Raw genomic sequence first — 15,585 nt, 5'->3', positions numbered from 1 at the left:
TGGCTACGGGCGGATCTCGATACTCACCGGCACGGTGATCCGATCCCACACCGCTTGCATGTCCGCATTGCGTAGTGCGATGCAGCCATCGGTCCAGTCGACTTCCTGCAGCACACTTTCCGGCCAGCGGCTCTGGTTAGGCTGCCCGTGGATGAAAATGTCGCCACCGGGATTCACGCCACGAGCGGCGGCCTGGGCGCGATCCTCTGCATTGGGATAGCTGATGCGGATGGAACGGAAGTAGCGGCTGTTCGGGTTTTTCCAGTCCAGCAGATAGCGCCCTTCCGGCGTTCGCCGGTCACCCTGCTGCTGCTTGTGGCCACGGGGAACACCGCCCAGCACCATGGGTAGCTGCAACAGGATTTTTCCCTGCCGGTAGAGGGTCAACTGCCGGGCAGATTTGTCCACCACCACCCGGTCGGCTTGCAGCGGCGCTGCGGCGAGCGGGAGGCAGAGCAGCAATGCGCAAAGCGCTGCCAGCCAGCGTGGGTACATGGCGGTTTCTCCACAAGCGATGCTGCTCAGACGCATTCCTTTGTCATGGGTTCCCCGCGTGCCAGCAAAGCCACCATCCCCGACATATAATCAATGTGAACTGACTGGATGGAGTCGGTATGGCGGACGAAGTGGAGCTGGCACGTTGGCGCGCCTGCATGGCAGAGGCCATTGATCGCATGCGGGATAGCCCGGCGGAGGGTGTACAGCTGGCCCAGGCTTTACTGCAGCAGGCGGCAGGTGCCGGGGACGTGCGGGCTGAGGTGGGCGCGCGGGTGGCGCTGGCCTTCCAGTTTTACTTCAGCGGGGATTTTGTGCGGCTGCAGGCCGCACTGGCTCAGCTGGAGGGCGATCTGCAACGGGTGCCGGACGCGGAGCTGCTGCTCTGGGTGCGTGCCGCGGCGCAGGCCCGGCTGCGTCGGCTTGGCCATCTGGACGAGGCGTTGAGCTATGCCCGGGAGCGGGTATTGCCGCTGGTGATGTCCACCCCGAATCCGGCCGGGGTGTTTGCATTGAACGCCTGTGCCATTTCTGAACAAGACCGTGGCTTGTCGGATGAGGCCATCACCCACTTCCAGGCTGCGCTGGAGATGGCTCGCACCTTGCAGATGCCGGAGCGCACGGTGCATATCCTTGCCAATATTGGTGAGCTGTTCTACACCAGTGGCAACACCGATGATGCCAGCATTGTGCTGAATGAGGCGTTGCAGCTGTTGCCCACGGTGCGTGAGCACTGGCTTGGGTTTTTTGTCCGGACATTGCTGGCGTTGTGCCACGTCACAAAGCAGGAGTACGAGCAGGCAGCCACGGTGCTGGCTCCCGTCATGAGGGACACAGCGCAGGAAGACGGCATGGATTTGTCGACCTGGTATTTCTGCCTCTCTGTGGCGTCCTATGTCTGGGCGCAGCTGGGGCGGCTGGATGAGGCCGAGCTGTACGCCAAGATGGCGGCCGACCGGATGCATGACTTCGAGGACCGCCAGTTGAAGCCCTATGGCTGGTGGGCGATGGGGCATATTCACCATCGGCGGGGCCGTCTGGAGGAGGCGGTGCGGGCATTCCAGCATGCGCTGTCGGATGTCGGCGACATGGGTTACGTGCTGATGACCCTGAGTGCACTCAACGAGCTGGCTGAGGTACAAGGCAAGCTGGGGCAATGGCAGCAAGCGTGTGCCACCCTGCGCCAGCACCAGCAGGTGGCACAAAAGGTGCAGGGCATTGCGACCCGGGTACGGCTGCAATCGCTACACATGAAGCAGGCACTGAAAGACGCCGAGCTGCGCCAGCACCACGCCGAGCAGATGGTGCGCGAGCGGCAGCAGATGGAGGCCCAGCTGCAGCGCTCCTTGCAGGAGCGGGAGACCATTCTCGGCAATACCCTGATTGGCATGCTGCAATTGACGGGCGATGGCCGGGTGCAGTGGGGTAACCCGGCATTGGGGCATTTGCTGGGGGTGTCTGCCGATAGTCTGGCAGGTTGTCGGCTGGTGGATTACTTTGCCGAAGACACGGTTTTTTCATCGTGGATGGCCGCAGCCATGCAGCAGATGCAGGCGGGCAGTGCCCATGAGGAAGAACGGCCTCTGCGCCGTGCTGATGGCACGCTGTTCTGGGCGCTGCTGTCGGGGCAGCTGATTGATCGGCTGGATCCCTTGTGTGGCTCGGTGTGGGCCATTCTGGATGTGGACCGACGCCACCAGCTGCAGGCTGCGCTCAACCGCTCTGAAGAGCAGCACCGGCTGGTGCTGGACAATGTGACCGAAGGCATCCTGGTGGTGGCCAATGGCCATATTGTGTACGCCAATCCGCGTGTGTTGACCCTGACCGGGCTGGACCGGGAAACCCTGTTCAGCCAGCCTTTCCTGACGGCGGTGTATCCGGAGGACCGGCCACTGGTACTGGAGAATCACTTGCGGCGTTTGCGTGGTGAGCCCGTTCCCCCTCACTACTGCTTCCGCACCGTCAACCTCGTGGAGGACCGGGTGCAATGGGTCGAGTTGTCGGCAGTGAGCATCGACTGGAATGGCGAGCCCGCCACCCTGTCCTTCATCTCTGACATCACTGAGCGCAAGCAGCTCGAAGAGCGTTTGCTGCAAAGCACGGCAGAGCGGGAGCAGCTGCAGCTGCGCCAGTTTCAACTGGAGCTGCAGGAGGCCGAGCTGGCCCGCCAGCTGGCAGAGGAAACCACCCACGCCAAATCCATGTTCCTGGCCAACATGAGCCACGAGATCCGCACGCCGATGAATGCCATCATCGGCATGGCGCACCTGGCCTTGCGCACTTCGCTGTCCCCGCAGCAACGCGATTATGTCGAGAAAATCCACCGTGCCGGGGTGGCGCTGCTGGGTATTATCAATGACATTCTGGATTTTTCCCGTATCGAGGCGGGCAAACTGCATCTGGAGCCGGTGGAGTTTGATCTGGACCGGGTGCTGGAGCATGTGATCTCGGTGACCTGTGGCAAGGCCCATGAGAAGGGATTGCGCTACCACGTCAAGGTACCGCCGGCAGTCCCCCGGCTCTGGCTGGGCGATCCATTGCGGCTGGGGCAGGTGCTGATCAACCTGCTGAACAACGCCATCAAGTTCACCGAGGCCGGTGAAGTCATGCTGAGCTGTAGCGCGAATTTGCAGGGAGAGGAGCGCTATGAGCTGGTCTTCAAAGTACGTGACACCGGTATCGGGCTCAGTCCCGCGCAGATTGACCGGCTGTTCCACGCCTTCAGCCAAGCCGATGATTCGACAACGCGCCGCTTTGGAGGCTCCGGGCTAGGGCTTAGCATTGCCAAGGCAATCGTTGAATTGATGCAAGGTCACATTGGCATCGAAAGTACAGAGGGTGAGGGTACCTGCGTGCAATTCACGGCGCAACTGACGGCCCGACCTGCGCCTGCGTCACATTGGCCCGCTGCCATGACGGGCCTGCGCTGCCTGCTGGTCGCGCGGGACGCATGCTGGCGGGAGTGGTTGCAGTCGGCCTTGCGGACCATGCCGCTCACCGTGGATGCAGTCGCCGATACCGCTCAGGCGCAGCGCGCTCTGGAGCAACACCCTTATCAGTTGTTGTTGCTGGATCCGGCTGAGGGAGTAGGTGTCTCCTTGCTGTCGCTGCTACCTGTGCCGCAACCCAAGGTCATGTTGCTATACCCGGCCAGCGACGAGCCCGCCCGTCGTGAAGTGGAAGGTGCGACGGTAGAGGGAACCCTGCCGATTCCTTTGCTCTTGCACACCCTGCAGCAACGTGTGGTCGCGCTGTATCAGCCTGCCGATGCGGTCCAACTGCACCCAAGTGAAGTTGCGCCCGATTTTTCACGGTTGCATGTGTTGCTGGCAGAAGACAACGATGTTAACCAGCAGATCGCAATGGAACTGCTGCAGGCCACAGGGGCACGGGTTAGCGTCGCCAGCAACGGCTCGGAAGCGCTGCAGCTGTTGCAGGCTGCCCTGCAGGGCGACCACCCGGTCGATCTGGTATTGATGGATGTGCAGATGCCGGAGATGGATGGTCTAACCGCGACCCGCTTATTGCGGGAGGATCCGGCACTGGCCAGTTTGCCTGTGCTGGCCATGACAGCGCATGCCATGAAAAGCGAGCGTGAACGCTGTCTGCGTGCCGGCATGAATGACCACATCACCAAGCCGATTGATCCAGCCTTGCTCTACGCCACCCTGGCCTACTGGGCGGGCTTGCCTGACCCTTCAGCAGGTCCTGACGTGACGCCCGCGCAACGGCCGCCTCAAGGAATGGCTGAGATTCCTGGGCTGGACATGAACAGCGCCGTCCGCCGCATGCGGGGAGACAAGGACTTCTTTCGTCGCATGCTCGGGCGCTTTGTCGAAGGCCAGCGCGATTGCCTGTTTGCACTGCAGTCCGAGCTGGAGTCCGGGCAACTGGACGATGCCGAGCGGCGCGCCCATACCCTGCGAGGTGTAGCCGCGACCCTGGGGGCTGATGCATTGGCTGAAGCGGCGCAAACACTGGAGCAGGCCTTGCACGCGGGTGAGCAACAGCAGCTTCCCGCCGCGCTGCAAGCGTTGGCGACTGAGCTGGAGTCCATATTGCATCACGCTGCGGAATGGCTGTCCCAGCCTGATGCTGGGGCAGTAGCAGAGCAGATGTCGCCGGAGGATAGCCTGCAGCAGCTGCGCGCGCTGATTAAAGAGTGTGACGCTCAAGCGTGCGAGATGGTGGCTGGCATGCAAGAGACGTTGTCCCAAAAGCTGGGGGCAACCGGCCTGCAAAAGCTGAATCAAGCCATGTCCAGGTTTGATTTCCCGGCGGCATCCGCAATACTGAAGGAGGAAGGGAAGACCTGAATCCGTCGGATCATTGCGGAGCACACCCATGGCCGAGCCGCTGAGCAACAGCCCGTTAACCCTGCTGGTGGTGGATGACACCCCGGACAACCTCAGCCTGATGGCCGGGTTGCTGAAAGACCATTACCGGATCAAGCTCGCTGTTAATGGCGCGCTGGCCCTGCAACTGGCCCCCAGCTGCGACCTGATCCTGCTCGACGTGATGATGCCGGAGATGGATGGCTACAGCGTCTGCCGCCAGCTCAAGGCGAATCCGGAGACCGCCGACATACCTGTGATTTTCCTCACCGCCCGCAGCCAGGATGAAGACGAAGAGTATGGTCTCAACCTTGGCGCGGTGGATTATCTGACCAAGCCCATCAGCCCGCCCATACTCTACGCTCGCGTTGCTACCCATTTAAGGCTACGTCAGGCCAGCCGCTGGCTGAAGGGGGAGAATCAGCTGCTGGAACACCTGGTGCAGCAGCGCACCGCCGAACTCAGCCGCCTGCAGGATGCGCTGATCACCGCCATGGCTTCGATGGCAGAAACCCGCGACAACGAAACCGGCAACCACATCCGCCGCACCCAGCACTACGTCGCCGCGCTCGCCCGCACCCTGCGCGAGCACCCGCGTTTTGCCGACACCCTCACCGAGGAAAACATTACCCTGCTGTACAAATCCGCCCCGCTGCACGACATCGGCAAGGTGGGGGTGCCCGATCGCATTCTGCTCAAGCCGGGGCGGCTGGATGCGGAAGAATTCGAAGAAATGAAAAAGCACACCCTCTACGGACGGGACACCATCCTCAGTGTCGAGCGCGAGCTGGGTGGCAGCAACAGCTTCCTCACCTTTGCCCGCGAGATTGCGCACTACCATCAGGAAAAATGGGACGGCAGCGGCTACCCGGAAGGGCTGGCGGGCGACGCCATTCCGCTCTCCGCCCGGCTGATGGCGGTGGCCGACGTCTACGACGCCCTCATCTCCCGCCGCGTCTACAAGCCACCCTTCCCGCACGAAGAAGCGGTGCGCATCCTGCGCGAAGGCCGTGCCCGCCACTTCGACCCGGATATCCTCGATGCTTTCCTGCAGATCGAAACCGAATTCCGCGAGATCGCCGAACGCTACCGGGATGAGGATTAGGCTTATTGCAGGTATTGATCCACGATCTGCTGATAGCGGTGGCTGGTACGCAGGAAGGCCAGGCCCCGGTCGAATGCATCACGCAGCGCGGGCTTCCTGAACGCGATGCGATACCAGGTGGCGGGAAACAGGTTATGCATCTCAACCGCACCCCGCAGCAGGTAAGGAGGCACGTTGGCAGGGGGCTGTTTTTGCAGGCGGGCCTGCTGATAGCGGAAAATCCGTTCATCCATCACCGCCACATCCGTCCGGCCTGCCAGCAGTTTCAAGACCTGCGTACGCTGATCCGCAGTCTCACTGTAAGACGGATGCTTGCGTACTACTGCCGCAAATTCCTCTCCCAGTGCAAACTGGGCCTGCTGGAAGGCCTCAACAGAAAACCCCTGCAAGTCTGCCATGCTGTAGATCTGGAGCTGTCGGGTTTGCAAGGAAATGGCCTGATTCCGGTAAGCGATATACCGCTCGGAAAGATAGGCCGCCTTGGCCTCCGGGAAGCTTTCCTGAATGGTCATCACGCCATCCACCTCACCCGTGGTAAACAGCAGCTTGCTCCGGTGGAAAGGCTGCAGGATGAATGTCACCTGATAGCCTGCATGCTGCAGGGCCTCCCGCACGATATCCAGCTCCATGCCTCGGGGCGGCTTACCCTGAATCACGTAAGGCTCCAGCCACAGCCCAGCGGCGATTTTCAACGTCTCGCCCGCCCAGGCCTGAAGGGCCGAAAGCAGCAGGCACGCCAACAGCAGCACGGTCCGCATCCGCTTACCCTTGTTCAGTGTGTTATGGCCTGACTTCGGTATAGCAAACCCACCCCCCAATTCAAGCGGGAGTCTGGCAGCTAATGGTGGTACGTTTGCCACTGTGCACGCAGGGCCCGAAAAGTCTGGTAGCCGTCGCGGGCGTGGCTAAGCTCGCTGTAGTAACAGTCGTAGAATGGGTCGCTACAGTCCTGCTCGGAAAAGTGCAGGATAAAATGCTGGTCCTCAGGCGGCAGGGCGTCCAGCAAGGCCAGCATCTCGGTGTTGAAGCGGGTGCTGTAGGCTTTTGCCATGCCCTGAGTCCACGTGGTATGGGCAAAGTCGCAATCTGCCGTATAGCCATAGCAGACATTGGCATTGACCTCATAGTGCCAGGCAATGCTTTGCCTGATGCTGATGGACTGGGTGACTTCTATTGCCTCCATCTGACGAGTCAAGGCAGCCATGGCCGCTGGCAGGCTGATGGTGGCACTCAGCGTGATGTGCTGATGAGCTTTGCTCAGGAAGTGCTGGGCGTGGCAGGTCAGCACGGCGCCGTGTTCATTCTCCTCAGCAGTGAAGTACAGGGCGTAATGGCGGTGCAAGAGTTGCATGGTTGGCTGGAACCGGTAAGGTTCGGTTGTCAGGTGGTGAGGTACGCTAAGGGTTGTACCCATTGTGCATGCACAGCGCCGCTACTGTACAGTGCGGGGCCGGGTTGTCCGGTATGAACACAAGGTGACGTTGCGGCAGATTATACCGCGAGTCTACCCGCTGTAGCCCGCCACTGGCGACTCCCCACCGGCTGACCGGGGGTGGTCCGGCGGCGCAGGAGGAGGTGCTGGTCGCCGTTGCGGGTGAGGAGTCTGTGCTACTGTGTGCGGGCTGGCCGGGGGCGTCAAGCCGGGCTGGCATAAAGGCCGGGTAGGGGGCTTGTCGTAAATCAACAAATCATCGTCCGATCCGGTCAATCGCACAGAGTGGCGAATTTGAACAATGAACGCCATCCGGGAAGCCTCGTTTTCAGGGCTTTTCCATGTTCGCGCAGCGCACCAGACAGGATAGATGATGCCATCCAACCGTTATTCGCTGTGGAGCCTGTTCAAGCACGGGCTCAAGCACAATCAGCAGTGGGACCCGGCGTGGCGTAGCCCGCAGCTGAAGTCTTCTTACGATGTGGTGATCGTCGGTGGTGGCGGCCACGGGCTGGCCACCGCCTATTACCTGGCCAAGAACCACGGTGTGAAGAATATCGCCGTGCTGGAGCGGGGCTATCTGGGCGGCGGCAATACCGCGCGCAACACCACCATCGTGCGCTCCAACTACCTGTGGGACGAAGCCGCCCAGCTGTATGAGCACGCGCTCAAGCTGTGGGAAGGGCTGTCGCAGGACCTGAACTACAACACCATGTTTAGCCAGCGCGGGGTGTTCAACCTCGGTCACACCCTGCAGGACATGCGCGACATCGAGCGCCGGGTGAACGCCAACGTGCTGAACGGGGTGGACGCCATGGTGCTCACCGCCGACGAAGTGCAGGCCCGCATCCCGCTGCTGGATTGCAGCAAGCGCGCCCGTTACCCGGTGCTGGGGGCCAGCTTCCAGCCGCGTGGCGGGGTGGCGCGGCACGATGCGGTGGCCTGGGGCTTTGCCCGTGCCGCCAGTGATCTTGGCGTGGACATCATCCAGCAGTGCGAAGTCACCGGCATGGACATCGACAATGGCCGCATCAAAGGTCTGCAGACCTCGCAAGGCTATATCCGTACCGAGCGGGTGGGCTGCGTGGCCGCCGGTCACAGCTCGGTGCTGGCCAAGCTGGCCGGTATCCGCCTGCCGCTGGAGAGCCACCCGCTGCAGGCGTTTGTGTCCGAATCCATGAAGCCCTGTCTGGACACGGTGGTGATGTCTGGAGCGGTGCACGGTTACGTCAGCCAGTCCGACAAGGGCGAGCTGGTGATCGGTGCCGGGATCGACAGTTACCTGAGCTATGCCCAGCGCGGCAGCCCGCATGTGATCGAGCATACCGCCGCCGCCATCATCGAGCTGTTCCCGATGTTCTCCCGCGTGCGGCTGAACCGGCAGTGGGGCGGGATTGTGGATGTGTCGCCCGACGCCTGCCCGATCATCTCGAAAACGCCGGTCAAGGGCCTGTATTTCAACTGTGGCTGGGGTACCGGTGGCTTCAAGGCCACGCCGGGTTCCGGCCATGTGTTTGCCCATACCATCGCCTACGACGCACCGCACCCGCTGAACGCCGCCTTCGCGCTGGACCGCTTCCACAGCGGCCACCTGATTGACGAGCACGGCGCCGCTGCCGTGGCCCACTGAGGAGCAGACCCATGCTGCAATTTCGTTGTCCGTTCTGCGAAGAAGTGCGCGAGGAAGAAGAGTTCAGCTACGCCGGCGAAGCCTACATCGTGCGCCCGGCCGAACCGGAAGCGGTGGACGATGCCACCTGGGGCGATTACGTGTTCATGCGCAAGAACCCGAAAGGCTGGCACTGGGAGCAGTGGCAGCACACCGGCGGCTGCCGCAAGGTGTTTGCCGTCAAGCGCAGCACCATCACCCATGAAATCGCCGGTTGCTGGACCCTCGCGGAAGCCAAGCCGCTTTACCTGCAGGAGAATGAGGCGTGAGTACGGTTCGTAATACCCATCGCGTCGAACGCAGCAGCGCCCGCATTGACCGGTCGCAGCCGCTCGAATTCCGTTTTGACGGTCAGCAGATGCACGGCTACGCCGGCGATACGCTGGCCTCCGCCCTGCTGGCCAATGGCGTGCGCATGATTGGCCGCAGCTTCAAGCTGGGCCGTCCGCGTGGCATCTATGGCGTGGGTGCCGAAGAGCCGAATGCGCTGTTCCAGCTGGAAACCGGGGCGTATACCGTGCCGGATGCCAAGGCCACGCAGATCGAGCTGTATCAGGGCCTGATTGCAGGCAGCGCCACCGGCTGGCCGACGCTGGGCTTTGACCTCAAGGGCATGATGGGCAAGCTGGGCCGCTTCATGCCGCCAGGCTTCTACTATAAGACCTTCATGGGCTTCCCCAGCCTGTGGCCGATGTTCGAGCGCATCATCCGCAATGCAGCGGGCTATGCCGAGGCCCCGCGCGAGGCCGACCCGGAGTTTTACGACCACCTGCACCACCACGTGGACGTGCTGGTGGTCGGCGGTGGTGCCGCCGGGCTGTGGTCCGCCCTGCTGGCGGGGCGCGCCGGACTGAAGACCATGCTGGTGGATGAACAGCCGGAACTGGGTGGCTGGTTGCTGTCCGATCCGGCGCAGCAGATTGGCGGTCAGGCCGCTGCTGCCTGGCTGCAGTCGGTACAGGCCGAGCTGGTCAGCCTGCCGAATGTGCAGCTGCTGCCGCGTACTACCGCCTTTGCTGTACACGATGGTAATCTGGTGCAGGCGCTGGAACAGCAACAAGACCATATGCCGATTGCCGCCCGCATCGCCACTCAGCCGCGCCAGCGTCTGCACAAGATTCGCGCGCACCAGCTGGTGCTGGCCTGTGGTGCCATCGAGCGCCCGCTGGTGTTTGGCTACAACGACCTGCCGGGCACGCTGACCGCCGCCGCAGGCCACAGCTACCTCAACCGCTACGCCGTGCGCGTGGGGCACGAGGTGGCGCTGATGACCAACAACGACTACAGCTACGATGCCGCGCGAGACCTGGCCGAAGCCGGGGCGCGTGTCCACCTGATCGACACCCGTGCCCAGGGTGCGGTGCGCCATCGCCAGCAGGCGGTGGAAGCCGCTGGGGTGCAGCTGTACAAGGGCTATGGCATTGCCAAGGCACTGGGGGGCCGTCAGGTCACTGGCGCACGGCTGGTGCGGCTGGATGCACACAGCAATCAGGTGAACGGCAGCGGCCCCACCTTGTCGTGCGACGCGCTGCTGTCCAGCGGCGGCCTGTCGCCGACTGTGCACCTGTTCTGCCATAACGGCGGCCGCCCGCTGTGGGACGAATCGCGGCTGGCCTTTGTGGTGCCGGAAACCGGGCGCAGCGGCATTGCCTGCGTCGGCGCCATTACCGGGCAATTCCAGCTGGGGGCCGCGCTGGCCCAGACGCAGACCGCGATGGCGGGCGTGCTGGCTGCGTTTGACCGCAGCGTGAGCAGCGAGCTGCCGCAGGTGGACGACCCGGAGCTGGTGCGCTCGCGCCGTATCTTCCGCGTGCCGGATGGCAAGCCGGAAGGCAAGAGTGCCAAGGCCTTCATCGACTTCCAGAACGACGTCGATTCAGCGTCGATCTACACCGCGGTGAAGGAAAATTACCGCAATATCGAGCACATCAAGCGCTACACCGCGCTGGGCTTCGGTACCGACCAGGGCAAGCTCTCCAACGTCAACGGTTTTGCCATCGCCGCTGAGGCGCTGGGCAAATCGGTGGCTGAGGTTGGCACCACCACCTACCGCCCGGCCTACACCCCGGTGACCTTCGGCGCGCTGGCGGGCCATGTGCAGGGCGATACCTGGGAGCCACGCCGCTATACGCCGATCCACAGCGCCCACGTGGCACGCGGTGCCGAGTTTGAAGTGGTGGGGCAGTGGATGCGGCCGTGGTACTTCCCCAAGGGCGGCGAGGACATCCACGCGGCGGTGAACCGCGAGGACAAGGCCACCCGCCTCAGTGTGGGGGTGATGGACGCCTCGACGCTGGGCAAGATCGACGTGCGCGGCCCGGATGCGCGCGAATTCCTCAACCGCGTCTACTCCAATGCCTGGAGCAAGCTCGACCCCGGCAAGTGCCGCTACGGCCTGATGCTGGACGAAAACGGCATGGTGATGGACGACGGCGTGACCGCCTGCCTGGCCGATGATCACTTCCACATGACCACCACCACCGGTGGTGCGGCACGGGTGATGAACTGGCTGGAACGCTGGCACCAGACCGAATGGCCGGAGCTGAAAGTCTGGTTCAGCTCGGTCACCGACCACTGGAGCACCGTTGCCGTAGTCGGCCCCAACAGCCGCAAGGTACTGCAAAAGCTGTGTGGCGACATCGACTTCGACAAGGACGCCTTCAAGTTCATGGATGGCCGCGAAGGCAACGTGGCCGGGCTGCCGGCGCGGGTGTTTCGCATCAGCTTCTCCGGCGAGCTGGCCTTTGAAATCAACGTGGACGCCAGCTACGGCCACTACCTGTGGGAAGAGGTGATGAAGGCGGGTGCCGAATTCGACATCACCCCCTACGGTACGGAAACCATGCACGTGCTGCGGGCCGAAAAAGGCTTCATCATCGTCGGGCAGGATACCGACGGCTCGGTCAGCCCCATCGACCTCGGCATGGGCTGGGCCGTGGGCATGAAAAAGCCGTTCAGCTTCCTTGGCCGCCGCTCGCTCACCCGCAGCGACACCGCGCGCAAGGACCGCAAGCAGCTGGTGGGCCTGCTCACCGAAGACCCGAGCGTGGTGCTGGTGGAAGGCGCGCAAGTGCTGAACCAGCCCGCCAGTGCGCCGGGCGAGGGCATGCCGCCGGTGCCGATGCTGGGCCATGTCACCTCCAGCTACCACAGCGCCTTCATGGGCCGCTCCATTGCCATGGCCCTGGTCAAGGGCGGAGCGCACCGCGAGGGCGATACCGTTCATGTCTGGGCCGGGGGCAAGGTTCACGCCGCCAAGATTGCATCCAGCGTGTTTGTTGATCCGCAAGGAGAACGTCAAAGTGTCTGATCTCCGCTTCCAGCCTTATATGCAGTCCCCGCTGCACGCGTTCGACCTGCCCTCGCGGGCGGTCGCGCAGGATGATCGCCACGGGGTCTGGACCAATGAGCTGCCGCTGCGCGGCTACCTCACCCTGCGCGGGCAGGGCAGCGATGCCGCCTTCCGCGATGCGGTGGCCAACGTACTCGGCCAGCCGCTGCCCACCCAGCCCAGCAGCTACAGCCACGGCCCCAGCGGCACCCTGCTGTGGATCTCGCCGGACGAATGGCTGCTCAGCGGCGAGCGCAGCACCGTCAAATCGCTGATCCCGGCGCTGGAGAGCGCGCTCAAGGGCCAGCACGTTCAGGTGGTGGACAATTCCGGTGGCTATACCCAGGTCTACCTCACCGGTCGCCACGCAGTGACGCTGCTGCGCCACCTCGGCGTATACGACTTTGAGCAGGTGACAGTAGGCCGCGCGGTGAGCACCATGCTGACCAAGGCCAATGTCACCGTCTACCGGCTGGAAGAGGGCGGCTTGCACCTGGTATTCCGCCGCAGCTTTGCCGACTACGTGTGGCGACTGATCGAACGCGCCGCCACACCTTACGGCTTGGGCATCTGCAGCCTGCCCGCCGGGTTTGGCCTTGCCGGTTGAGCACATCATCACGTTGATATCCGCAGCGGCGGGCGCCGCTGCCGCACAGGGGAAACAGCATGTCCGGAATTCATGAAAGCTCGATCGTCATCGACGGTCTCATCATCGCCAAGTGGGAACGCGCCGTATTTGAAGACATGCGCAAAGGCGGCCTCACTGCGGCCAACTGTACCGTGTCGGTCTGGGAAGGCTTCCAGGACACCGTGGCCAATATCGCCGACATGAAAAAACTGATCCGCGACAACGCCGACCTGCTCACCCTGGTGCGCAGTACCGACGACATCCGCGAATCCAAGCACAGCAACAAAACCGGCATCATCCTCGGCTTCCAGAACGCCCACGCCTTTGAAGACAACCTCGGCTACATTGAAGCCTTCTGGGACATGGGCGTGCGCGTGGTGCAGCTCTGCTACAACACGCAAAACCTGATTGGCACCGGCTGTTACGAGCGCGATGGCGGCCTCTCCGGCTTTGGCCGCGAAGTGATCAACGAGATGAATCGCGTCGGCATCATGGTGGACCTCTCCCACGTGGGCGGTAACACCTCGATGGAAGCCATCCTCGAATCGAAAAAGCCGGTGTGCTACTCGCATTGCCTGCCCTCCGGCCTCAAGGAACACCCGCGCAACAAGAGCGACGAAGAACTGAAATTCATCGCCGACCACGGCGGCTTCATCGGCGTGACCATGTTCCCGCCCTTCCTCAAGCGCGGCATCGAAGCCACGGTGGACGACTACGTGGAAGCCATCGACTACGTGATCAACATCGCCGGTGAAGACTGCGTGGGCTTCGGCACCGACTTCACCCAAGGCTACGACAAAGGCTTCTTCGACTGGATCACCCACGACAAAGGCCGCCACCGCCGCCTCACTAACTTCGGCACCGTGCTCAACCCGCTGGGCATCCGCACCATCGGCGAAACCCCCAACCTCACCGCCGCCATGGAAAAAGCCGGCTGGTCCGAGAGCCGCATCCGCAAAGTGCTGGGTGACAACTGGCTGCGCGTGTTCAAGGACGTGTGGGGGAGTTGATCGGCTGCTGATGAGCGCGTCTACATGTGAAAAAACCGCCCGAATGGGCGGTTTTTTGTTGTGGGGGGCTTGGCATGTGAGGATGTAGCGCACGGCTGGCGTCGAAGGGTTACTATCCGTCGTACCCGGAACGGTTTGTCAGAAAGCCAAACCTTCGTCCGTTACCTGACACATAATGTACTGCGTTTGGGGCGTTTTTCGCTGCGACTGTTGAGGGCTTTTTCAGAGCTCCCTAAGGACTTGAGTTTCCCGACAAACAAGGTTCAGATTTCTATCATTCGTGCGGGAGGTATTTTCGATAATGGACTTCGATCGGCGCTGGCATATACATTTGGACTGTAAACAATGAGCTACTGCAAACTCTATATTGATGCGAACTTCGACCTTGACGAGATGGAGGGTGTTTTTGCTCTGGGTTTCAAAGAATGCATTTGCATTTCCATGGCAGAGTACTCGCTGTTTGTAAATGATAGCCGTGTTGAAGGAGCGAGCATTACTTCATCTACTTACCCAGTGGATAGATCTCGTTATTACGTTGAGATTGATTCTGTCTCTAACATGGATAACGAAGATAATTTCAATCGAGCCTTGGTGGAATTAGTGATTTGGCTGCGCTTGAAATGTGACTTTGTTGTGGCGTCTTGCGATTTCGAAGATTACATAACTGAAGTTACCGGTTGGAATTGGACCCCTGAGCCCGCGTAGGGCGCAATAACCGCAGGGCATTGCGCCGCCCCCTGAGCCACTTTGCATGCATGCTCAGCCATGCTGTAGCGACCCGTGCATGGTGATATGCTGACATGGGGATGCGTGATGGTGAATGGGGCGCAATGCCCTGCGGTTATTGCGCCCTACTGTGCTGGCGGCGTTCCCCTTGGCTTCCTTCGCGCAGGATGGTGCGGCACTGCCTGCGGCAACCGAGCAGCAGCTGGATGGTTTGTTTGCGGCCTGGAACCATACGGATACGCCCGGTGCTGAGGGGCGGGCAGGGGGCTACTGAATCCATCATCTGGATGAGTGTGCCCTCCGGTGGTGTTGCGGGTGCCTACGTGGGCTAGAACTTCTCGTAGAATTTACCAGGCGGGTCAGGAATAATGTTAAGTAGATCGATAATAACATTGCAAGAACTTGATGCAGTCGAATGGTTTTGCAATGTAGGAAAAAAAGACTCTGACTACCCATTGATTCTTGAGACATGGGATGGTGCAGTGGAGAGTTGTTCCAGTGAGGGTTGGGAGGGGCTATGTCAAGAAGCTGCGAATCAATACGCTTCAAGGCTCGCCGAGAGAAATAAAGATAGATTTTTGTATTGGAATGCAATAGCTAAAGAAGTGAAGAAGGTGGCAATTCCTTTTGTTATAAAAAAAACAGCGAAGGTTGTTAAAGATAATAACCTTCCTACAATTTTTGTGGATATTGTTCAGTGGGATGTATTGCATCTTTGCTTGGAAGCAGAGTTTTCCGATGTTTACCCTCCTGGATTTTTTGCAAGTCAAGCCTATTGGTACGCTAAAGGCCATTTCCCTTGTGGCTGGGATGGTAATTTCCCAAAAGGGCGGCTTGTTATTTTCTGACTCTGAG

13 protein-coding genes are annotated in these 15,585 nt (G+C 61.3%); 10 read left to right on the top strand and 3 right to left on the bottom strand.

The genetic code is table 11. From position 1 onward, the window contains the following. Positions 1-3: 3 nt before the first annotated feature. Entirely contained in the window at positions 4-495 is a 492-nt protein-coding gene (locus HF682_RS04325) for a L,D-transpeptidase family protein (RefSeq protein WP_168875997.1), read from the bottom strand. Between the two features lie 119 nt (positions 496-614). Here HF682_RS04325 and HF682_RS04320 point away from each other — a divergent pair, with 119 nt between their 5' ends. Both HF682_RS04320 and HF682_RS04315 read left to right on the top strand, forming a co-directional pair. Next, positions 615-4,811 carry a PAS domain S-box protein gene (locus tag HF682_RS04320; RefSeq protein WP_168875996.1) on the top strand — a complete coding sequence of 1,399 codons (4,197 nt, stop codon included), beginning with the start codon at positions 615-617 and terminating at the stop codon, positions 4,809-4,811. A 28-nt stretch (positions 4,812-4,839) separates the two neighbouring features. Then, complete coding sequence (locus tag HF682_RS04315; protein WP_168875995.1) at positions 4,840-5,934, top strand: HD-GYP domain-containing protein; 1,095 nt, start codon at positions 4,840-4,842, stop codon at positions 5,932-5,934. A gap of 2 nt (positions 5,935-5,936) precedes the next feature. Here HF682_RS04315 and HF682_RS04310 read toward each other — a convergent pair whose 3' ends face one another. After that, complete coding sequence (locus tag HF682_RS04310; RefSeq protein ID WP_168875994.1) at positions 5,937-6,692, bottom strand: substrate-binding periplasmic protein; 756 nt, start codon at positions 6,690-6,692, stop codon at positions 5,937-5,939. A gap of 80 nt (positions 6,693-6,772) precedes the next feature. Then, the gene (locus tag HF682_RS04305; protein ID WP_168875993.1) at positions 6,773-7,285 is read right to left on the bottom strand and encodes a hypothetical protein; all 513 of its coding nucleotides are present in this window, start codon (positions 7,283-7,285) and stop codon (positions 6,773-6,775) included. A gap of 451 nt (positions 7,286-7,736) precedes the next feature. Between HF682_RS04305 and HF682_RS04300 the strand changes: the two genes are divergently transcribed. The 8 genes from HF682_RS04300 (at position 7,737) to HF682_RS04265 (ending at position 15,578) form a co-directional block, all read left to right on the top strand. After that, positions 7,737-8,996, top strand: a complete 1,260-nt coding sequence (locus HF682_RS04300) for a sarcosine oxidase subunit beta family protein (protein ID WP_444543165.1) — start codon at positions 7,737-7,739, stop codon at positions 8,994-8,996. An 11-nt stretch (positions 8,997-9,007) separates the two neighbouring features. Continuing rightward, on the top strand, positions 9,008-9,304 hold the full coding sequence (locus HF682_RS04295; protein ID WP_168875992.1) for a sarcosine oxidase subunit delta: 297 nt from the start codon (positions 9,008-9,010) through the stop codon (positions 9,302-9,304). Next, entirely contained in the window at positions 9,301-12,345 is a 3,045-nt protein-coding gene (locus HF682_RS04290; protein ID WP_168875991.1) for a sarcosine oxidase subunit alpha family protein, read from the top strand. The genes HF682_RS04295 and HF682_RS04290 overlap by 4 nt, the downstream gene beginning before the upstream one ends. Next, the gene (locus HF682_RS04285; protein ID WP_168875990.1) at positions 12,338-12,973 is read left to right on the top strand and encodes a sarcosine oxidase subunit gamma; all 636 of its coding nucleotides are present in this window, start codon (positions 12,338-12,340) and stop codon (positions 12,971-12,973) included. Before HF682_RS04290 ends, HF682_RS04285 begins: the two co-directional genes overlap by 8 nt. A gap of 59 nt (positions 12,974-13,032) precedes the next feature. Further along, entirely contained in the window at positions 13,033-14,004 is a 972-nt protein-coding gene (locus HF682_RS04280) for a dipeptidase (protein ID WP_168875989.1), read from the top strand. A 345-nt stretch (positions 14,005-14,349) separates the two neighbouring features. Next, positions 14,350-14,709 carry a hypothetical protein gene (locus tag HF682_RS04275; protein ID WP_168875988.1) on the top strand — a complete coding sequence of 120 codons (360 nt, stop codon included), beginning with the start codon at positions 14,350-14,352 and terminating at the stop codon, positions 14,707-14,709. Positions 14,710-14,824: 115 nt separating this feature from the next. Further along, positions 14,825-15,004 (top strand): hypothetical protein, encoded by a 180-nt coding sequence (locus HF682_RS04270; protein ID WP_168875987.1) that lies wholly within the window; start codon positions 14,825-14,827, stop codon positions 15,002-15,004. A 118-nt stretch (positions 15,005-15,122) separates the two neighbouring features. Beyond that, on the top strand, positions 15,123-15,578 hold the full coding sequence (locus tag HF682_RS04265; RefSeq protein WP_168875986.1) for a hypothetical protein: 456 nt from the start codon (positions 15,123-15,125) through the stop codon (positions 15,576-15,578). The last annotated feature ends 7 nt before the right edge of the window (positions 15,579-15,585 follow it).

Source organism: Leeia aquatica, from assembly GCF_012641365.1.
GTDB lineage: Bacteria > Pseudomonadota > Gammaproteobacteria > Burkholderiales > Leeiaceae > Leeia > Leeia aquatica.
Note: the sequence above shows the minus strand (reverse complement) of the source record. Positions and strands in the feature narration are given on the sequence as shown.